The 20,200-nt window shown below is 72.1% G+C and carries 14 protein-coding genes; 11 read left to right on the forward strand and 3 right to left on the reverse strand.

Features of this window, described 5'->3' with window-relative positions:
- Positions 1-39: 39 nt before the first annotated feature.
- The 5 genes from dxr (at position 40) to SM447_RS01995 (ending at position 8,517) form a co-directional block, all read left to right on the forward strand.
- A complete protein-coding gene (gene dxr, locus SM447_RS01975) occupies positions 40-1,251 on the forward strand; it encodes a 1-deoxy-D-xylulose-5-phosphate reductoisomerase (protein WP_474570960.1) in 1,212 nt (403 codons plus the stop codon).
- Positions 1,251-2,501 carry a M50 family metallopeptidase gene (locus tag SM447_RS01980; RefSeq protein WP_474570961.1) on the forward strand — a complete coding sequence of 417 codons (1,251 nt, stop codon included), beginning with the start codon at positions 1,251-1,253 and terminating at the stop codon, positions 2,499-2,501. Before dxr ends, SM447_RS01980 begins: the two co-directional genes overlap by 1 nt.
- A gap of 9 nt (positions 2,502-2,510) precedes the next feature.
- On the forward strand, positions 2,511-3,683 hold the full coding sequence (gene ispG / locus SM447_RS01985) for a flavodoxin-dependent (E)-4-hydroxy-3-methylbut-2-enyl-diphosphate synthase (protein ID WP_474570962.1): 1,173 nt from the start codon (positions 2,511-2,513) through the stop codon (positions 3,681-3,683).
- A gap of 167 nt (positions 3,684-3,850) precedes the next feature.
- Positions 3,851-4,690, forward strand: a complete 840-nt coding sequence (locus tag SM447_RS01990; RefSeq protein ID WP_474570963.1) for a GNAT family N-acetyltransferase — start codon at positions 3,851-3,853, stop codon at positions 4,688-4,690.
- 128 nt (positions 4,691-4,818) lie between these two features.
- Positions 4,819-8,517: an ATP-binding cassette domain-containing protein gene (locus tag SM447_RS01995; protein WP_474570964.1), complete on the forward strand. Its 3,699-nt coding sequence runs from the start codon at positions 4,819-4,821 to the stop codon at positions 8,515-8,517.
- 130 nt (positions 8,518-8,647) lie between these two features.
- On the opposite strand, the gene SM447_RS02000 is transcribed toward SM447_RS01995, so the two are convergent.
- Positions 8,648-9,343, reverse strand: coding sequence for a DUF998 domain-containing protein (locus SM447_RS02000; RefSeq protein WP_474570965.1), 696 nt, complete (start codon positions 9,341-9,343; stop codon positions 8,648-8,650).
- Positions 9,336-10,301 (reverse strand): glutathione S-transferase family protein, encoded by a 966-nt coding sequence (locus SM447_RS02005; RefSeq protein WP_474570966.1) that lies wholly within the window; start codon positions 10,299-10,301, stop codon positions 9,336-9,338. The genes SM447_RS02000 and SM447_RS02005 overlap by 8 nt, the downstream gene beginning before the upstream one ends.
- 106 nt (positions 10,302-10,407) lie before the next feature.
- Between SM447_RS02005 and pcaF the strand changes: the two genes are divergently transcribed.
- The 4 genes from pcaF (at position 10,408) to SM447_RS02025 (ending at position 15,287) form a co-directional block, all read left to right on the forward strand.
- On the forward strand, positions 10,408-11,610 hold the full coding sequence (gene pcaF / locus SM447_RS02010) for a 3-oxoadipyl-CoA thiolase (RefSeq protein WP_474570967.1): 1,203 nt from the start codon (positions 10,408-10,410) through the stop codon (positions 11,608-11,610).
- 118 nt (positions 11,611-11,728) lie between these two features.
- The gene (locus SM447_RS02015; protein ID WP_474570968.1) at positions 11,729-12,547 is read left to right on the forward strand and encodes an SAM-dependent methyltransferase; all 819 of its coding nucleotides are present in this window, start codon (positions 11,729-11,731) and stop codon (positions 12,545-12,547) included.
- Between the two features lie 4 nt (positions 12,548-12,551).
- A complete protein-coding gene (locus SM447_RS02020; protein ID WP_474571238.1) occupies positions 12,552-14,714 on the forward strand; it encodes a putative bifunctional diguanylate cyclase/phosphodiesterase in 2,163 nt (720 codons plus the stop codon).
- 72 nt (positions 14,715-14,786) lie between these two features.
- Positions 14,787-15,287: a DUF456 domain-containing protein gene (locus SM447_RS02025; RefSeq protein WP_474570969.1), complete on the forward strand. Its 501-nt coding sequence runs from the start codon at positions 14,787-14,789 to the stop codon at positions 15,285-15,287.
- Positions 15,288-15,526: 239 nt separating this feature from the next.
- Here SM447_RS02025 and rox read toward each other — a convergent pair whose 3' ends face one another.
- The gene (gene rox, locus SM447_RS02030; protein WP_474570970.1) at positions 15,527-16,954 is read right to left on the reverse strand and encodes a rifampin monooxygenase; all 1,428 of its coding nucleotides are present in this window, start codon (positions 16,952-16,954) and stop codon (positions 15,527-15,529) included.
- A gap of 407 nt (positions 16,955-17,361) precedes the next feature.
- Between rox and SM447_RS02035 the strand changes: the two genes are divergently transcribed.
- Positions 17,362-18,726: a glutamine synthetase family protein gene (locus tag SM447_RS02035; RefSeq protein ID WP_474570971.1), complete on the forward strand. Its 1,365-nt coding sequence runs from the start codon at positions 17,362-17,364 to the stop codon at positions 18,724-18,726.
- A gap of 117 nt (positions 18,727-18,843) precedes the next feature.
- Positions 18,844-20,199 carry an aldehyde dehydrogenase family protein gene (locus SM447_RS02040; protein ID WP_474570972.1) on the forward strand — a complete coding sequence of 452 codons (1,356 nt, stop codon included), beginning with the start codon at positions 18,844-18,846 and terminating at the stop codon, positions 20,197-20,199.
- The last annotated feature ends 1 nt before the right edge of the window (position 20,200 follow it).

Raw genomic sequence — 20,200 nt, forward strand, 5'->3', positions numbered from 1 at the left:
CCTTCCTTGCACTCGGCGGCGGTGCGTAACAATGGGCGCGTGAGCTCCCCCCGTGATCTTGTGCTGCTGGGCTGTACCGGGTCGATCGGTACCCAGGCCATCGACATCGTGCGGCGCAACCCGGACCGGTTCCGGGTGGTGGCGCTCGGTGCCGGCGGCGGCAACATCGGCCTGCTCGCCGCCCAGGCCCTCGAACTCGGCGTCGACGCGGTCGGGGTGGCGAAGGCGTCCGCCGCGCAGGATCTTCAGCTCGCGTTCTACGCGGAGGCGAGCCGGCGGGGCTGGGCCACCGGCGAGTTCAAGCTTCCCAAGATCGTGGCCGGGCCGGAGGCCATGACCGAGCTGGCGCAGTGGCCGTGTGACGTCGTACTCAACGGGGTGGTGGGGTCGCTCGGGCTGGCGCCGACCCTGGCGGCGCTGCGCGCCGGGCGTACCCTCGCGCTGGCCAACAAGGAGTCCCTCGTCGCCGGCGGCTCCCTGGTCAGGGCCGCGGTGACCCGGCCGGAGCAGATCGTGCCGGTGGACTCGGAGCACTCGGCGCTCGCCCAGTGCCTGCGCGGCGGCACCCGGGGTGAGGTGCGCCGGCTGATCGTCACCGCCAGTGGTGGGCCGTTCCGCGGCAGGCGCCGGGACGAGTTGACGGCCGTCACGCCGGAGCAGGCCCTCGCCCACCCGACGTGGAACATGGGGCCGGTGGTCACGATCAACTCGGCGACCATGGTCAACAAGGCGTTGGAGGTGATCGAGGCGCACGAGCTGTTCGACGTGCCGTACGCCGACATCACCGTGATGGTGCACCCCCAGTCGGTGATCCACTCGATGGTCGAGTTCGTGGACGGCTCGACCCTGGCCCAGGCCAGCCCGCCGGACATGCGGCTGCCGATCGCCCTGGGCCTCGGCTGGCCGGAGCGGGTCGCCGACGCCGCTGACGCCGTCGACTGGACGACCAGCCACACCTGGGAGTTCGCGCCGCTGGACGACGAGGCGTTCCCGGCGGTGGCGCTGGCCAAGGCGGCCGGCGAGGCCGGCCGGTGCCGTCCGGCGATCTACAACGCGGCCAACGAGGAGTGCGTGGCGGCGTTCGTGGCCGGGCGGCTGCCGTTCCTCGGCATCGTCGACACGTTGCAGCGCGTGCTGGAGGAGGCTCCCGATTTCGGCGAACCGGGTACCGTCGGGGACGTACTCGAAGCCGAGTCGTGGGCGCGCGCACACGCGCAGGAGATCATCGCTGCGGCGGTGGAGGGAGCTTGATGTCGTTCGCGTTCGGGGTGGTGCTGTTCGCCCTCGGCATTCTCATCTCGGTGAGCCTGCACGAGGCCGGGCACATGCTCACCGCCAAGGCCTTCGGCATGAAGGTCACCCGCTACTTCGTCGGCTTCGGCCCGACCATCTTCTCGTTCAAGCGAGGCGAGACCGAGTACGGCCTCAAGGGCATCCCGCTCGGTGGCTTCTGCAAGATCGTCGGCATGACGCCGCAGGACGACGACGTCGAGCCCGGTGACGAGAAGCGGGCCATGTGGCGCTACCCGGTGTGGAAGCGCACGATCGTGATGTCCGCCGGGTCGGTGACCCACTTCGGGCTGGCGATCTTCGCGGCCTGGCTGGCGGCGATGACCTTCGGCCTGCCCAACCCGGACTTCCCGCGTACGGAGCAGCAGGTCCGCTCCGAGCCGGCGGTGATCGCCATCCAGGAGTGCGTGCTGCCGGACACCACCTGGCGGGAGTGCGCCGCGGGGGACACCCCCAGCCCCGCCGCGACGGGCGGGTTGCAGAACGGCGACCGGATCACCTCGCTCAACGGCACCCCGATCAACAACTACGGCGAGCTGCTCACCGCCCTGCGGGCCGCCGCGCCCGGCAGCACCGCCGTCATCGGGTACGAGCGGGACGGCCAGCCCGGCACCGCCGAGACCACCCTGGCCACCACCAAGCGTCCGCCGATCGACAACCCGAACGGGCCGGTCACCGACGTCGCCGCGCTCGGTGTCGGTCTGGTCGTCTCCACCCCGGGCCTGGTCTCCTACGGCCCGGTGGCGGCGGTCGGCGCGACCAGCGACTTCATCGGCGACATGGCGGTGGCCACCGCGCAGGCGTTGCAGCGCCTGCCGGAGAAGATCCCGGCGCTCTGGACCGCCATCACCGGCGGCGAGCGGGACATCGACACCCCGATCAGCGTGGTCGGCGCCAGCGTCCTCGGCGGCGAGGCGGTCGCCAACGACGCCTGGGAACTGTTCGTCATGCTCTTCATCTCGCTGAACTTCTTCATCGGCGTGTTCAACCTGCTGCCGTTGCTGCCGCTGGACGGCGGACACATCGCCATCGCCTGGTTCGAACGGGCCCGCTCCTGGGTGTACGCGCGGCTGCGCCGACCCGACCCGGGCCGGGTCGACTACTTCAAGCTGATGCCCTTCACCTACGTGGTGATCCTGATCGGTGGCGTGTTCACTCTGCTGACGATCACCGCGGACGTGGTCAATCCGATCGTCCTCTTCCCGAAGTGAGTGCCTGAAGTGACCGCTGTCAGCCTCGGTATGCCCGCCGTACCGCCGCCGCCGCTCGCGCCCCGCCGGGCCAGCCGCCAGATCATGGTCGGGTCCGTGCCGGTCGGTGGCGGCGCGCCGGTGTCGGTGCAGTCGATGACCACCACGTTGACCGCGGACGTCAACGCCACGTTGCAGCAGATCGCCGAGCTGACGGCGTCCGGGTGCCAGATCGTCCGGGTGGCCGTGCCCAGCCAGGACGACGTTGAGGCGTTGCCGGCGATCGCGCGCAAGTCGCAGATCCCGGTCATCGCCGACATCCACTTCCAGCCCAGGTACGTCTTCGCGGCGATCGACGCCGGCTGCGCGGCCGTGCGGGTCAACCCGGGCAACATCCGGCAGTTCGACGACAAGGTCAAGGAGATCGCGGCGGCGGCCTCCGCCGCCGGTACGCCGATCCGCATCGGCGTCAACGCCGGCTCGCTGGACAAGCGGCTGCTGGCGAAGTACGGCAAGGCGACGGCCGAGGCGCTGGTCGAGTCGGCGCTGTGGGAGTGCTCGCTGTTCGAGGAGCACGGCTTCCGGGACATCAAGATCTCGGTGAAGCACAACGACCCGGTGGTGATGATCCGGGCGTACCGTCAGCTCGCCGAGCAGTGCGACTACCCGCTGCACCTGGGTGTGACCGAGGCCGGGCCGGCGTTCCAGGGCACCATCAAGTCGGCCGTGGCCTTCGGAGCGCTGCTGGCCGAGGGGATCGGTGACACCATCAGGGTGTCGTTGTCCGCGCCACCGGTCGAGGAGATCAAGGTCGGTGCCCAGATCCTGGAGTCGCTGGGGCTGCGCGAGCGCGGCCTGGAGATCGTCTCCTGCCCGTCCTGCGGTCGGGCCCAGGTGGACGTCTACAAGCTGGCCGAGGAGGTCACCGCCGGCCTGGAAGGGCTGCCGGTGCCGCTGCGGGTCGCCGTGATGGGCTGCGTGGTCAACGGTCCCGGCGAGGCCCGCGAGGCCGACCTGGGAGTGGCCTCCGGCAACGGCAAGGGACAGATCTTCGTCAAGGGTCAGGTCATCAAGACCGTGCCCGAGGGGCAGATCGTGGAGACCCTGATCGAGGAGGCGCTGCGGCTCGCCGACGAGATGGGTGCGGAGCTGCCGGAGGAACTGCGCGGCCTGCTGCCCGGGGCCACCGTCACCGTGCACTGACGGCGCGAGCGACACGACGGCGGGAGCCGTACCGGACGGTGCTCACGGACAATCGTGTGGCTCTTTGTCCGGGTTCACCGGTTCTGTTCACCCGGGCGATGTCCGGTCGTCGGACGGTCGTCACCGTCCGCCAACACCCGGTGAGCTGATCTGGCAGGCTGGTAACCGTGCTGACGGCGCCGGTGCGGCAACTCGGGGAATCGGAACGGCGCGCGGTCGAGCGGTTGCTCGACCTCGACCCGTTCGCGAGCGCGCAGGTCGCGGAGCGGGTCGCCGCGCGCGGGCTGGCGTGGTGGCGGGCCGAGGGCCGGGTCCTCGGGTACGGCTCCCGCCGTCACCTCGAATCGGTCTGCTGGCTCGGTGGCAACCTCACCCCGGTGCTGGCCGGCCCGCAGGCCATCGCCGCCTTCGCCGACCTGCTCGCCGGTGAGGAACGGCTCTGCTCGTCGATCGTCGGTCGGGCCGACGCCGTGCTGCAGCTCTGGGACCGCCTCTCCGACGCCTGGGGACCGGCTCGGGACGTACGGCCCAACCAACCCCTGCTGGTCACCGACGCGCTGCCTCCGGTCCCGGCCGACCCGCAGGTCCGCCGGGTACGTAGCGGCGAACTCGACCGGCTCTTCCCGGCGGCGGTGGCCATGTACACCGAGGAGGTCGGCGTCTCGCCGTTGGCCGACGACGGCGGACGCGGGTACCGACGCCGGGTCACCGACATGATCCGCTCCGGTCGGGCGTACGCCCGGTTCGTCGACGGTCGGGTGGTCTTCAAGGCCGAGCTGGCGGTCGTGACCCGGCGTACCGCGCAGGTCCAGGGGGTCTGGGTGGCACCCGAGTGGCGGGGGCGGGGAATCGCCACCGCCGCGATGGCGGCGGTGGTCCGCGACGCGCTGACCCGGGTTGCCCCGACGGTCAGCCTGTACGTCAACGACTTCAACCAGCCCGCCCGGCGCGTCTACGAGCGCTGCGGCTTCCGCCCGGTCGGCACCCTGGCGACCGTGTTGTTCTGATCCCGCAGGTCGACGACGACCGGCCGGCGGTTTCCGCCGGCCGATCCGTTCCGGGCGAAATTCTGTTGAGCCATCCGGCCCGGCGAAGCAGGCTGGAAACACCGCCACCAGACCGGAGGAACCGACGCATGCGCCTGCTCCGTGATCTGTGGGTCACCTCGTCGCGCCGGATGACCCTGGTGGTCGTTCTGATCCTGCTCGGCGGCATCGGTCAGGCGGCCACCGCCGCACTCGCCGGACCGGTGCTGCTGCACCGCTCCGTCGGGTTCTTCGTGCTGCTGTCGGCGGCGCTGGTCGCCGCGGTCGCCAGCGACCTGGTGGTGAGCCTGGTGATGGCCGGGGTGACCGCCGACTGGTCCGCGGACCTGCGTCGCCGGCTGTGCCAGGTGGCGATGGGTCAGCCCGTGCCCACCCTGGAGACGACTCCGGTCGGCGAGATGCTCGACCGGATCGACGGTGACGTGTACGACGTCGCCTCGGGGGTGCGCGGCCCCGGCGTACGACTGGCGCAGGCGCTGGCCGTCGGACTGCTCTCCACGCTCGTCGCGCTCACCGTCTGGTGGCCGGCCGGGATCGGCATGCTGCTGCTCTGCGTACTGCTCGCGATCACGCTGCGCCGTCCCGCCGCCCGGATCGCCCCCGCCCGGATGCACGAGGAGGCGGCCTGGTCGGACCTGGCGGCGGTGATGGAGGAGTCGATCCACGGCCAGGACGACGTACGCACCAGCCTGGCCCGGCCGTACGTGATGCGCCTCTACGCCCGCCGGGCGGCCGAGGTGCTGCGTCGTGGCCTCCGGGTGTGGCAGATGTCGGCGCAGGTCAACACCGTCGCGGCCGGGGTGACCCGGTTCGGTGTGGCGCTGGTGGTGCTCGGCGGGGTGTGGGCGTTGACCACCGGCCGGGTCGACGCCGCCCGAATGACCGCGATCTGGCTGCTCGCGCTCTCCCTGGGCATGACCGTCGAACACGTCAGCCGGATGGTGCCGGAGGTGCAGTACGCCCTCGGCGCGTGGGGACGGGTGCAACTGCTGTCGGCGGCCCCGCAGGAACCCGTCGGGGGCGCCGCCCCCACCGACGGTGATCTGATCATCCGCGACCTGACCTACCGCTACCCGAGCACCGGGCCGGACGCCGATCGTGGCCCGGCGCTACGGGACGTCGACCTGACCTTCGTCCGGGGCCGCTCGTACGCCCTGGTCGGGCGGACCGGGTCGGGCAAGTCCACGCTGGCCAAGTTGCTCACCCGGGCGGTCGACGTGCCACCGGGGACGGTCCTGCTCGGCGGGCGCGACGTGCTCGACCTCGACGTGGAGCAGCTGCGCCAGTGGATCGCCGTGGTGCCGCAGCGCACCGAGATCCTCGCCGGCACGCTCGCGGAGAACGTGGCGCTGTTCGACCCCGAGTTGCTGGACGCGGCCGACCGCGCCCTGCACGAGCTGGGTCTGGCCAGCTGGATCGCCGAACTGCCCGCCGGCCTGGACACCCGCCTCGGTGAGGGCGGGCACGCGCTCTCGGCCGGTCAGGAGCAGCTGGTCGCCTTCGCCCGGATCCTGGTCCGCGATCCGCACGTGGTGATCCTCGACGAGGCCACCGCCCGGCTCGACCCGGTCACCGAGGCCCGGGTGCAGCAGGCCACCGAGCGCCTGCTGCGCGACCGGATCGGCATCGTCATCGCGCACCGGCTCTCATCGGTGAGCCGCTGCGACGAGGTGGTGGTGCTGGCCGACGGCGAGGTGATCGAGGCGGCCCCGCGAGCCGAGTCACACCGGTTCGCGGAACTCCTCGCCGCCAGCCGCGCGGGTGCCGCCGCTGGGGCGGGGATCTCCGACGACGCCGCCCTCGACCTGCTGGCCGGGGCGGTCGCGGACCGGGTGCGCGCCGAACCCGCGCTCGTCGGCGCCCGACCGGCGGAGTCGACCGGCACAGTCGCCGCGGGCGAACCGACCGGCCCGGCCGGCCCGATCGAGTCCGGCGGTCCGCTGACCGGCGCCGAGCGGCCGGACCGGGCCGCGCCCGTCGCCGATGATTCCGTACCGGTGAGCGGACCCGAACCGGTCGAGCCGGCGGAGGGCCGGGAGACCGGTCGGCGTGAACGCGGCGTGCCGGCGGCCGAGGCGCCGGCCGCTGACGGTGGCGACCGGCGGCCGGCGTCCCGGGCACGCACCCTGCGGGAGATCGTCCGGCTCTGCCTGAACGACCCGCGGTACGGCGCGGCGGCGGTGGGCATCTTCGCCGTGCTGGCGATCCTCGGCCTGGACGGGCCGGTGCTGGCCTGGCTCTGGGCCGATGTGGTCGACGGCACCGGCGACCCGTGGCTGCCCGCCCTGGGCATCGCGGCCGGGCTGGTCCTGGCGATCCCGGCGCACTACTGGACCCATCTGTGGTTCCCGGCCTGGTGGGTCCGGCAGATGCTGCGGATCAGCGCGCGCCTGGTGCACGGCCAGACCGGACCGCGTCGGGTCGGCCGGCACACCCCGGCCGAGGTGGTGGCTCAGGGCGGCGACACCGAGCGGGTCGTCCAACTCGCCGACAACATCCTCGATCAGACCGTCGGTCTGATCCTGCTGGTCGCCATGACACTGATCACCGGCAGTGTGGTGCCGGGCCTGTTCTTCCTCGGCACGATGGTGCTCTCCGGGCTGGCCGCCACGGCGTTCGGCCCGCGGCTGGAGCGGGCGGCACGGGAGACCGTGGCCGCGCGGGCGGCCTTCGCCACCGCGCTGGTTTCGACGTTGTCGGCCGCCCGGACGGTGAAGCTGGCCGGGGCCACCCGGCCGGTGCTGACCCACCTGGCCAAGCTCGACACGGTACGCAGCGAACGGCAGCGCCGGGAGATCGCCGTGCAGGTCTGGGCGCGCTCCACCCCGGCGGTGGCCAGCGGGCTGTTCCCGATCGGCGTGTGGGCGTTGTTCCTGGCCGGCGGGCTCTCCGCCGGGGCGGCGCTGGTCGCGGTCGCCACGCTGGGCGCGGCACGCTGGTTCGCCTGGACCACCGCGTCGCTGATCTCCCAGGTGCCGTCGGCACGGGTGTGGACCCGGCGGACGGCGGAGATGACCGGTATCGAGGCGTACTCGGCCCGGGTGCCGGGGGTCGACCTGGCCGCCGGTACCGCCCCCGCGCCGACCGCGCCGCCGCGTACCCCGCTGCGGCGGTTGGAACTGGTCGGCTTCGGCGTCCGGCACACCGACGGCACCATCGCCGTACGCGACGTGGACCTGACCGTGAGGCGCGGACAACTGGTGCTCGTCGTCGGACCGGTCGGCTCGGGCAAGTCGTCGTTGCTGCGGGCCCTCGCGGGCATCGCCCCGCACACCGGGCTGCTGAGCTGGAACGGGGAGCCGGTGACCGAACCGGAGCTGTTCCTGCGCCCCAACCAGGTCGGTTACGTGGGTCAACTGCCCCGGGTGCTCTCCGGCACCGTCGCCGACAACATCACCCTCGGACACCAGGTGGACGCCGCGCACGCGGTGAGCACCGCCCAGCTGGAGCACGACCTGGCCGCCACCGGCAGTGGGCTCGGGCTGCTCATCGGGCACAAGGGCACCCGGCTCTCCGGCGGGCAGTTGCAGCGCCTCGCGTTGGCCCGGGCACTGGCACCGCGTACCGAACTGCTGGTGGCCGACGACGTCTCGTCCGCGTTGGACGTCACCACCGAGCTGGCCCTCTGGCAGGCGTTGCGGGAGCGCGGCGTGACGGTGGTCGGCTCCACCTCCAAGCGAGCCGCGCTGGTCCGCGCCGACCACGTGGTGGTGCTCACCGCCGGCACCGTGGCTGCTCAGGGTCCGTGGCGCGAGCTGGAGCGACGCTGGGGCCATCTGGCCGGCTGAGCCCGCCGGCCGCACGCGTCGTGCGGTTCGCACCCCGGCTGGGCGCTGGCGGCTTGCCGCCCGGGCGCGACGGGAGCCGGGGCGATGTCGAGGTGGACGCTGACGCCGGGGAGACATCTTCTCCCTGACGTCAGCGCTTCACGGGACGTCGCTTCCCGGGCGTGGGGTCGGCCAGGGTGAGGGCGGTGGCGAAGCCCCAGAGTGCGGCCGCCGCCAACAGCAGCCGCTCCAGCACTCCGACCAGCGAACCCCGCCCGGCGAACAGCATGGCCAGGCCGACCGCGCCCGCCAGCGGCAACGCCACGGTCGTCGCGAGCGCGCCGATTTGTCGCAGCCTGCGTTCCGCCGTCGGGGCGAGAGCGATCGCGATCATCGCGAAGACCACCGCCGCCGTCGCGGCGACGCTCGCCGCACCGTGCACCAGGTCCGCCACGGTGGCCCGTTCGAACGGCGGGAGCGGGCAGCCGGCACTGCACGTCACCGCTCCGGACAGCACCGTGGCCAGTCCGCCCGCGACGAGCAGCACCACCGCGAGCCGCAAAGCCCTGTCTTCGCCGGTCGCTCCGGCGGCCCGCCGGGTGCCGGTTCGCGCCGCGCCGCTGGCCCGCAGCGCGCCGGCGAGTAGCAGCAACGCCGTGGCCAGGGCGAAGACTCCGATCCGGTACGTCCAGGCGTAGCCGCTGCCGGCGACGCCGGCCTCGCTGACGTACCCGGTCAGGCCCGGGCCGGGACCGGCGACCACGGCGAGCGTCACCGCCGCCACGCCGACCACGAGGCAGACCATCGCGGCACCGGCGGCCCGGCGCACCGTGGGTCGTTCAGTCACGCCCGTGCGGCGTGGTCCAGCCGTGCAGGTCCGGACCGAGCGGGACGATCCCAGTCGGGTTGATCTCGTTGTGGGTGGCGTAGTAGTGCCGCTTGATGTGGTCGAAGTCGACGGTGTCGCCGAACCCGGGGGTCTGGAAGAGATCGCGGGCGTACGCCCACAGCACCGGCAGCTCGGTGAGCTTCTGCCGGTTGCACTTGAAGTGCCCGTGGTAGGCCACGTCGAACCGGACCAGCGTGGTGAACAGTCGCACGTCCGCCTCGGTGATCGAGTCTCCCATCAGGTAGCGCCGGCCGGCCAGCCGCTCCGACAGCATGTCCAGCCGCGCGAACAGTGCCTCGAACGCCTCGTCGTACGCCTGCTGCGAGGTGGCGAAACCGCACCGGTAGACGCCGTTGTTGACGTCGCGGTGGATCTCGGCCATCAGCGCGTCCATCTCCGGCCGCAGCTCGACCGGGTAGAGGTCCGGCGCGCCGGGGGCGTGCAGCCGTCGCCACTCGGTGGACAGGTCCAGCGTGAGCTGCGGGTAGTCGTTGGTGACGACCCGGCCGGTCCGGGTGTCCACCAGCGCCGGCACGGTGACCCGGCCGGTGTAGTCCGGATCGGTGGCCAGGTACGCCTCGGAGAGGAAACCGATGCCGAGCACCGGGTCGAAGCCGTCCTGGTCGAGGGTGAACCGCCAGCCCTGGTCGTCCCGGATCGGGTCGACGGTGCCCAGCGAGATGGCCTCGGTCAGCCCGAGCAGGTTACGCACGATCAGGGCGCGGTGCGCCCAGGGGCAGGCCCGGCACCAGATCAGCCGGTAGCGCCCCGGCTCCAGCGGCCAGCGGTCCTGCTCGTCCGGTCCGCCGCCCGGCGGTGAGGTCGAGTGCGGGGTCACCCGCCCGGTGAACCGGTTGGGCTGGCGGACGAACGCACCGCCGCCACTGGTCTCCGCGCTGAACTGGGCCCGTGCCATGCCCACAACCTATCGGCAGCCGCCGGGGATATCCTGGCCGTCGGTGAGTCCCCGCGGACCCGGTGGACGCACCCGTTCATCCCTTCTCACCCCCGAAGGACTCGCGATGACCGTGGCATACCTGGTGGCCGGTGTCCGTACCCCGATCGGCCGTTACGGCGGTGCGCTGGCCGGCGTACGTCCCGACGACCTGGCCGCCCACGCCATCCGCGAGCTGGTCGCGCGGCATCCGTCGGTGGACTGGGCGCGCACCGACGACGTGGTGCTCGGCTGCGCCAACCAGGCCGGTGAGGACAACCGCAACGTGGCCCGGATGGCGGCGCTGCTCGGTGGCCTGCCCGAGCGGGTGCCCGGCAGCACGGTCAACCGGCTCTGCGGCTCCGGCCTGGACGCGCTGGCCTCCGCCGCCCGGGCGATCGTCGCCGGTGAGGCGGACCTGGTCGTCGCGGGCGGGGTGGAGAGCATGAGCCGGGCGCCGTTCGTCATGCCGAAGGCGACCACGGCGTTCTCCCGAGCCGCCGAGGTGTTCGACACCACCATCGGCTGGCGGTTGGTCAACCCGCTGATGGAGCGTGGCTGGGGCGTCGACTCGATGCCCGAGACGGCGGAGAACGTGGCCGCCGAGTACGGCGTCGACCGGGCGGCGCAGGACGAGTTCGCGTACCGCTCCCAGCTGCGGGCCGCCAAGGCCCAGGCCGACGGGCGGCTGGCCGAGGAGATCGTGCCGGTCACCGTGCCGGCGGGACGTCGCGAGACCCGGCTGGTCGAGGTCGACGAGCATCCCCGGCAGACCTCCCTGGAGAAGTTGGCTTCGCTGCCCACCCCGTTCCGTGACGGCGGCACGGTGACCGCCGGCAACTCCTCCGGCGTCAACGACGGCGCGGTGGCCCTGCTGGTCGCCTCGGAGGCGGCGGTCGGCGCGTACGGTCTCACGCCGCTGGCCCGGATCACCGGCACGGCGGCGGCGGGCGTGCCACCACGGATCATGGGCATCGGTCCGGTTCCGGCGACCCGACGGCTGCTGGACCGGCAGGGGTTGGCGCTGGCCGACCTCGACGTGATCGAGCTGAACGAGGCCTTCGCCGCCCAGTCCGTCGCGGTGCTGCGCGAACTGGGCCTGCCCGAGGACGCGGAGCACGTCAACCCGAACGGCGGCGCCATCGCCCTGGGGCACCCCCTCGGTGCCAGTGGTGCCCGGCTGGCGCTCACCGCCGCGCTGGAGCTGCGGCGGCGTGGCGCGCGACGGGCGTTGGCCACCATGTGCATCGGCGTGGGGCAGGGCATCGCGATGCTGCTGGAGGCCGCCTGAGCCGCCGGCACCGGCGGGGAGATCGGGAAAAGAGCGTTGTGGATCTCCCCCCGTGCCACCGACGCGCCTAGAGTGGGCAGCATCACACGATCCACGGCGACGACGTGAGGTGCAACCAGTGCAGAAGCCGGACGGACTCCCCGCCGAGATCGACCTGTCCCGGCCGAGCGCGGCCCGGGTCTACGACTACTTCCTCGGTGGCGCCCACAACTTCGAGATAGACCGGAAACTGGCCGAGCAGATCGCGGCCATGACGCCGAACCTGCCGGCCACCATGCGGGCCGGTCGGGAGTTTCTTCGCCGGGCCGTGCGGGTGTTGCTCGACGCCGGCATCGACCAGTTCCTGGACATCGGCTCCGGCATCCCGACCGTCGGCAACGTGCACGAGGTCGCCCAGGCCGCGAACCCGAAGGCCCGGGTGGTCTACGTCGACATCGACCCGGTCGCGGTGGCACACAGCCGGGAACTGCTCGCCGGCAACGAACTGACCGGCGTCATCCACGCCGATCTGCGCGACCCGGAGCGGATCCTGTCCGAGGCCCGCGGGCTGGACCTGCTCGACTTCAACCGGCCGTTGGGAATCCTGCTCGCCGGGGTGGTGCACTTCATCGCGGACACCGACCGGCCCGGTGACATCCTGGCCACCCTGCGCGCCGCCGCCGCGCCCGGTAGCCACCTGGTCATCTCGCACTCCACCTTCGAGGACCAGCCACAGGAGATGCTGGACGCACAGCGGCTGTCGGCGCGTACCGCCACCGAGATCACCCTCCGCTCACGCGCCGAGATCACCGGCTTCTTCGGTGACTGGACCATCCTGGATCCGGGGGTGGTGCACATGGAACTGTGGCGGCCCGATTCGCCGTCCGAGGTGGCCGCCGACGCGCAGCGCTTCGGTGCCTTCGGTGGTGTCGCCCGCTACGACCGGCACGCCGGCTGATCCGATGGCCGCCGTCGGTTCCTCCGGCGGGAACACCGTCGACCCGGCCGGCGCCCAGCGGTACGCCACCGAATGGGCGCAGGCGGTACGCCGCCTCGGTTTCGTGCCGCTGAGCGTGGCCGAGACCGAACAGCTGCTGCTCGCGCACACCGTGCGGTTGGCGGAGGTGCTGCTCTCCGCCGAGCCGCCGGCACCGGCGGCGGAGGATGTCGGACGGTCCCTGGTCGACGCGCATCTCACCGCACCGGGGATCATCGAGTGGTCGGTGCGTACCCTGGGTGAGCGGTTCCGCACCGACGTGCTTGCCGGCGCTGCCGGACGGCCCGCGCTCGACGAGCGGATCGCGGCCGTGCAGGGCGCGCTGGCGGCCGGCTTCGCCCGGGCGCTGCGCGAGCGGACCTTCGTCCAGCAGGAGCGCATCGCCCGCTCCATGTGGCAGGCCCGCGACGACGCCGAGCAGGCGCTGCGCGACAGTGAGGCCCGGTTCCGGGCGGTCTTCGACGGCGCGGCGATCGGCATCGGCATCGCCGGGGTCGACGGGACGATCATCGACGTCAACCATGCCTTCGCCGACATGCTCGGCTACTCGGTGGAGGAGCTGCGGCAGCTCAACGTGGCGTCGCTGTTCCACGCCGACGACGCGGCCGGCATGTGGGAGCTGTACCAGGAACTGATCGAGGGCAAGCACGACGCGGTCCGAATGGAGAAGCGCTACTACCGCAAGGACGGCAGCGCGGTCTGGACGGACCTGGCCGTCTCGCTGATCCGCCACGACGACGGCCGGCCCCGGTTCACCGTGGCCGTGGTCGAGGACATCACCGAACGGTACGAACTCCAGCAGCGGTTGCGTTTCCAGGCGTTGCACGACCCGCTCACCGGCCTACCGAACCGGACGCTGTTCTTCGACGCGTTGGCCAGCCTCGTGGAGCAGCCCGGCGCGCCGGGTCGGGTCGGTGTCTGTTTCCTGGACCTGGACGGCTTCAAGGCGATCAACGACAGCCTGGGGCACGCTCTCGGCGACCGGCTCCTCGTGATGATCGCCCGGCGACTTGCCGACTGCGTGGCCGAGCAGGGCTATCTGGTCGCCCGGATGGGCGGCGACGAGTTCGTGATCCTGGTCGACGGGGTCGCCGCGATCGAGGACGTGGTCGCCGTGGCGGAGTCCGCCCTGGCCGCCGTCTCCGCGCCGGTGTGCGTCGGCGACCAGCAGCTCGCGGTCTCGGCGAGCGTCGGCATCGTCGACTCGGCACTCGCCGGCACCAGCGTCGCCGATCTGATGAAGGCCGCCGACGCCACGCTCTACTGGGCCAAGGCGGAGGGTCGGGGCCGGTGGGCGGTCTACGACCCCGAGCGCAGCGCCCGGGACAGCGCCCGGTCGGCGCTGGCCGCCGGGCTGCCGGTGGCCCTGGACCGGGGCGAGTTCGTGTTGCACTACCAGCCGATCGTCTCCCTGCTCGACGGGCGCATGCTGGCCGTCGAGGCACTCGTCCGCTGGCAGCACCCGCAGCTCGGGCTCATCGGCCCGGACCGGTTCATCGGGTTGGCCGAGGAGACCGGCCTGATCGTCCGCCTCGGTGAGTGGGTGCTGCGGCAGGCATGCCACGACGCCCAGCGGTGGCACACCGAGTTTCCCGACGCCCGGCTGGTGGTGAGCGTGAACCTGGCCGCCCGCCAGGCCGACACGCCAGCGATCGTGGAGACCGTGGCCGATGCCTTGGCCAGCAGCGGACTTCCGGCGGAGCTGCTGCAACTGGAGCTGACCGAGAGCGCGGTGATGGGCTCCGCGGGGGAGCCGTTGCGGACGCTGCACCGGCTCGCCGCGCTGGGCGTACGGCTGGCCGTGGACGACTTCGGCACCGGGTACTCGAACCTGGCGTACCTGCGCCGACTGCCGATCACCTGCCTGAAACTGGCGGGGCCGTTCGTCGAGGGGATCCGGGGCACCGAGCCGGCCGACGCCGATCACCGCGACGAACGCATCGTCGACGCCCTGGTGCGCCTGGCCCACGCCCTGGAACTCTGGGTCACCGCCGAGGCGGTGGAGACCGAGACGCAGGCGGAGCGGCTGCGGGCGCTGCGCTGCGACACCGCGCAGGGGCGGCTGTTCGGCCCGCCGGGGTCGGCGGAGGCGGTGGTCGCCCGGCTCCGTGGCGACGAACCGTCATGATCGGACTGTGCGGATCCTGGGTACGAACGTGCCGGGCGGAACAGTGCTGAGGCGAGCAGACAGGGAGTCGACGTGGGGCTGACGGAGACCGGGACGGTGGTGTCGGTCGTCGCCGCGCTGGCCATCCTGGCCGGGCTGGCCGGGGTGGTGGTGCCCGGCCTGCCGGCGCTCCCGTTGTGCTGGGGCGGCGTACTGGTGTGGGCCCTGTTCGGCGGCGCCGGGCCCGGACGGTGGCTGGTGCTCGCGGCGGCGACGCTGGTCGCCGTCGGCGGCACGGTCGTGAAGTACGCCTGGCCCGGCCGGAACCTGAAACGGGCCGGGGTGCCCACCTCCTCGTTGCTGGCGGGCGCGGTGCTGGGTCTGGTCGGCTTCTTCGTGATCCCGGTGGTCGGGCTGGTCATCGGCTTCGTCGGCGGCATCTTCGCCATGGAGCGGCTACGGCTCGGCGACACCCGACTGGCCTGGCCGGCGACGAAACGGGCGGTCGCCGCCGCGGGGCTGTCGATGCTCGTCGAGTTTCTCTCCGGGATGGTGATCGGTGCCCTCTGGGTGGGCGGCCTGGTGCTGGCCTGACCGATCTCGGCGCTGGTGTTGACCGGGCGGCGCGGAGCGGAGTCCGGGTAGGGCGCGACGCCGTACCCGAGAGAGAGGTGACACTTCCCCGCGCCGCCGCGGCTGCCGGGCCGTTCCGAGGGCCCGGGGTCGGCCCGTCGCGATCGGGCCTGGTCACAGGCTCAAGGATGGGCCACGTCGAGCCGTCCGGCAAGGCAATTGTGCGGCCGCGACGGGCTGCCCGCTGCTCGTCCGGCCGCTCAGTCGGCTGCGGTGCCGAACCATCGGAGCAACTGGTCGAGCAGGCCCTGTCGGTCGTCGCCGACCCAGGCCACGTGACCGTCCGGCCGCAGCAGCACGGCCGGCACGTCCAGTTCCTCGCTGACGTCGACCACGTGGTCGATCCGGTCGGCCCAACCGGTGACCGAGAGCCGGCCGGTCTGGTCGAGCAGCAGGCCGCGGCCGGCGTGCGTCAACTCGTAGAGGCGGCCCCGCTTCAACCGGACGTCCCGCATCCGCCGGCCGAGCAGGTCGTGCCCCGCGCCGAAGTCGTAGCGGACCCCGATCGCGGTGATCTTCTCGATCAGGTACCGGTTCACCTCCTCGAAGTCCATCAGCTCCGACACCAGCCGGCGCAGCGCCTGCGGGCCTGGCTCGGTGGAGAGCAGTTCCATCTGTGCGCGGGTGTTGTCCAGCACGTCGGCGGCGACCGGGTGCCGTTCGGTGTGGTAGCTGTCCAGCAGCCCGTCCGGCGCCCAGCCGGCCACCTCGGCGGCCAGCTTCCAGCCGAGGTTGAACGCGTCCTGGAGGCCGAGGTTGAGGCCTTGTCCGCCGGTCGGCGGGTGGATGTGTGCCGCGTCGCCGGCCAGCAGCACCCGCCCGACGCGGTAACGCTCGGCCAGCCGGGTGGCGTCGCCGAAGCGGGACAGCCAGCGCGGTGAGTGCACGCCGAAGTCCGTGTCCGCGTACGCCCGGAGTTGTTGTTTGAAATCCTCCAGCGTCGGCGGCACCGAGCGGTCGGTGGCCACCCCCTCGGCGGGCACGACGACCCGGTACACCCCGTCGCGGACCGGCCCGAGCCCGAACCGTTTCTGGGTCTTGCGGACCTCGGTGACCACCGCGGCCACCGTCTCCGGCGGTACCCCCACCTCCATCTCGCCGAGCAGCGTGTCGACCCGGCTCGGCTCGCCGGGGAATCCGACCCCGAGCAGCTTGCGTACGATGCTGCGCCCGCCGTCGCAGCCGACCAGGTACCGGCCGGTCAACCGGCTGCCGTCGGCCAGTTCGACGGTCACCCCGTGCTCGTCCTGGCTGAGCCCGACCAGTTCGCAGCCGCGCCGGATCTCCGCGCCCACCTCGGCGGCCCGCTCGGCCAGCAGCCGGTCGGCGACCGGCTGCGGAATGCCCAGGACGTAGGGGTGTGCGGTGTCCAACCGGTCGGGCGCGGGCTTGTCCATGGCGGCGAAGAAACCGCCGACCGGGTACCGCTGGCCGAGCGCGAGGAAACGATCCAACAGGCCGCGCTGGTCCAGGATCTCGATACTGCGGACGTGCAGACCGAGTGCGCGGACGTACGGGGTCGGCTCGTTCTCCTTCTCCAGCACCAGCGTGCTCACGCCGTGCAGCCGCAGCTCGCCGGCCAGCATCAGGCCGGTCGGCCCACCACCGGCGATGATCACGTCGGGCATCCGTACCCCCATAGGTGTTCGGCCAGCTGCCAAACGCTCTGGCAGCCGCACTGCGGATCTCTATCTCCCCAGGTCCTGGCCTCGGCCGCAGATTCTGCGGCAATACCCGGGTCTTGCCGCAAGGCCCCCGGTGCGATATATGTTGAGAGTGGCAGGGAGAGCTTTCTCCTTGCCTATTGTTTTGCGCGACGCAGTCATCCGGTGGGCGGATTCAGTTCCCGCCGCCCTCACAAAGGCGCAATTTCTACGTTTTGTCGGCCGCTCGACCCAACCCCGAGCACGTCCCGGACCGGTACGACCGCTTGCGGGTCGGGCGGTTTGCCGGGGGAGTGGAAGAGGGTACGGGCGGAGCGTCTTGTTGACGGTGATCGGCTCGGCCGGTAGACCTTGGTGATGGAGGCTCGCGGATGAGAAGACCGCCGCTCACGCTGGAGCAGCTGCGGGTCGCCGTCGTCGAGGGCGAGATCGACACGGTGGTGCTGGCCCTGGTGGACATGCAGGGTCGATTGCAGGGCAAGCGGTTCCACGCGCCGTACTTCCTCGACCACGTCGTGACGCACGGCAGCGAGGGATGCAACTACCTGCTCGCCGTCGACGTGGACATGAACACCGTCGACGGGTACGCGATGTCCAGCTGGGAACGCGGCTACGGCGACTTCGCGATGAAGCCGGACTTCGACACCCTGCGCCGGGTGCCGTGGCAGCCCGGCACCGCGATGCTCCTGGCCGACCTGGAGTGGCTGGACGGCGCCGGTCCGGTGATCGCCTCGCCGCGGCAGATCCTGCGCCGCCAACTGGACCGCCTGGCCGGGCACGGGCTCACCGCGTACGCCGGCACCGAGCTGGAGTTCGTGCTGTTCCGTGACTCGTACGAGCAGGCCTGGCGACGCGGTTACCGGGACCTCACCCCGGCCAACCAGTACAACGTGGACTACTCGCTGCTCGGCACCGCCCGGGTGGAGCCGCTGCTGCGCCGGATCCGTACGGAGATGGCCGGCGCGGGACTGGTGCCGGAGAGCGCCAAGGGGGAGTGCAACCTCGGCCAGCACGAGATCGCGTTCCGGTACGACGAGGCGGTGGCCTGCGCCGACCATCACGTCATCTACAAGAACGGGGCCAAGGAGATCGCCGCCCAGGAGGGCATGTCGATCACCTTCATGGCCAAACCGAACGAGCGGGAGGGCAACTCCTGCCACATCCACTTCTCGCTGCGTGACGACGCCGGCGGCTCGGCGATGCTGGGTGACGGCCCGGCGCACCTCAGCCTGACCGGTCAACGGGTGCTCGCCGGGCTGCTCGCCACGATGCGGGAGCTGAGCCTGCTCTTCGCGCCGAACGTCAACTCCTACAAGCGGTACCAGCCGGGCTCGTTCGCCCCGACCGCGCTGCGGTGGGGCACCGACAACCGCACCTGCGCGCTGCGGGTCGTCGGACACGGCCAGGGGATGCGGGTGGAGAACCGGGTGCCCGGCGCCGACGTCAACCCGTACCTGGCGATCGCGGCCCTGGTGGCGGGTGCGGTGCACGGCATCGAGAACGAGCTGGAACTGGGCGAGGAGTGCGGCGGCAACGCGTACGACGACGCCACGGCCGAACGCGTCCCCGGCACCCTCCGCGACGCCCTCACCCTCTGGGAGGCGTCGGACGTGGCCCGGGACGCCTTCGGCGCCGAGGTCGTCGCCCACTACGCCAACATGGCTCGCGTCGAGCTGGCCGCCTTCGACGCCGCCGTCACCGACTGGGAACTGACGCGTGGCTTCGAACGCCTCTGACCCCGACCCACCCCTTCTTCGCGATCTTGCACTTCTGGTCGCCGATATGGAGTGACACGCGTATTTCGTCCCGGCAGAAGGTGCAAGATCGGCGAGGAGTGGGTGGGGTGATGGTGGGTGGGTGAGGTACGGGATCCGGCCAGCGGCGACGTGTTGCGGGAGGTCCGGGACAGCTCGGTCGGTGACGTGGACGCGGCAATCGAGCGGGCGGGGCGCGCGTACGAGCGGTGGCGGTGGGTGAGCCCGGCCGAGCGAGGGCGGTTGCTGCGGCGGTTCGCGACGGTGGTGGACGAGCACCTGGAGGAGTTGGCCCGGCTGGAGGTCCGCAACGCGGGGCACACCATCGGAAACGCACGGTGGGAGGCCGGCAACGTCCGGGACGTGCTCGACTACTACGCGGGTGCCCCGGAGCGGCTGACCGGGCGGCAGATTCCGGTGCCGGGTGGGCTGGACGTCACCTTCCACGAACCGCTCGGTGTGGTCGGGGTGATCGTGCCGTGGAACTTCCCCATGCCGATCGCGGCCTGGGGCTTCGCCCCCGCGCTCGCCGCCGGCAACACGGTCGTGCTCAAGCCCGCCGAGTTGACCCCGCTGACCGCGTTGCGGCTGGCCGAGCTGGCGGATCAGGCGGGCCTGCCCGAGGGGGTGTTCACCGTGCTGCCGGGGCGAGGCACGGTGGTGGGCGAGCGCTTCGTCAGCCACCCGGCCGTACGCAAGATCTGCTTCACCGGCTCCACCGAGGTCGGCACCCGCATCATGGCCGGCTGCGCGGCCCAGGTGAAACGGCTGACCCTGGAGCTGGGTGGCAAGTCGGCGAACCTGGTCTTCGCCGACGCCGACCTGGAGCGGGCCGCCGCCAGTGCGCCGTACGGTGTCTTCGACAACGCCGGGCAGGACTGCTGCGCCCGGTCCCGGCTGCTGGTGCAGCGCGGAGTCTACGACCGCTTCCTCGAACTGCTCGAACCGGCGGTACGCGCCTTCCGGGTGGGCGACCCGGCCGAGGAGAGCACCGAGATGGGGCCGTTGATCTCGGCCGGGCAGCGCGACCGGGTCGCCGGGTACGTGGCCGGCGCACGGGTGGCGTTCACCGGCTCGCGGCCCGAGGGCCCCGGCAACTGGTACGCCCCGACCGTGCTGCTCGCCGACTCGCCCGGTGACCGCCACTGGCGTGAGGAGATCTTCGGTCCGGTCGTCTCGGTGCTGCCGTTCGACGACGAGGCCGACGCGGTGCGGTTGGCCAACGACACCGAGTACGGCCTCTCCGGTTCGATCTGGACCCGGGACGTCGGCCGGGCGTTGCGGGTGGCCCGGGCCGTCGAGTCCGGCAACCTCAGTGTCAACTCGCACTCCTCGGTGCGGTACTGGACGCCGTTCGGCGGGATGAAGCGCTCCGGTCTGGGTCGTGAACTGGGACCGGACGCCCTGCACGCGTTCACCGACGTCAAGAACGTGTTCGTCAGCACCGAGGAGTGAG

Source organism: Micromonospora aridisoli, assembly GCF_056150025.1.

What these genes read in the sequence shown, in the direction of transcription:
- SM447_RS01980 (WP_474570961.1), top strand. Translation starts at nt 1,251, where the DNA reads ATGTCGTTCGCGTTCGGGGTGGTGCTGTTCGCCCTCGGCATTCTCATC.
- SM447_RS01995 (WP_474570964.1), top strand. Translation starts at nt 4,819, where the DNA reads ATGCGCCTGCTCCGTGATCTGTGGGTCACCTCGTCGCGCCGGATGACC.
- SM447_RS02005 (WP_474570966.1), bottom strand. Translation starts at nt 10,301, where the DNA reads ATGGCACGGGCCCAGTTCAGCGCGGAGACCAGTGGCGGCGGTGCGTTC.
- pcaF (WP_474570967.1), top strand. Translation starts at nt 10,408, where the DNA reads ATGACCGTGGCATACCTGGTGGCCGGTGTCCGTACCCCGATCGGCCGT.
- SM447_RS02020 (WP_474571238.1), top strand. Translation starts at nt 12,552, where the DNA reads ATGGCCGCCGTCGGTTCCTCCGGCGGGAACACCGTCGACCCGGCCGGC.
- rox (WP_474570970.1), bottom strand. Translation starts at nt 16,954, where the DNA reads ATGCCCGACGTGATCATCGCCGGTGGTGGGCCGACCGGCCTGATGCTG.
- SM447_RS02035 (WP_474570971.1), top strand. Translation starts at nt 17,362, where the DNA reads ATGAGAAGACCGCCGCTCACGCTGGAGCAGCTGCGGGTCGCCGTCGTC.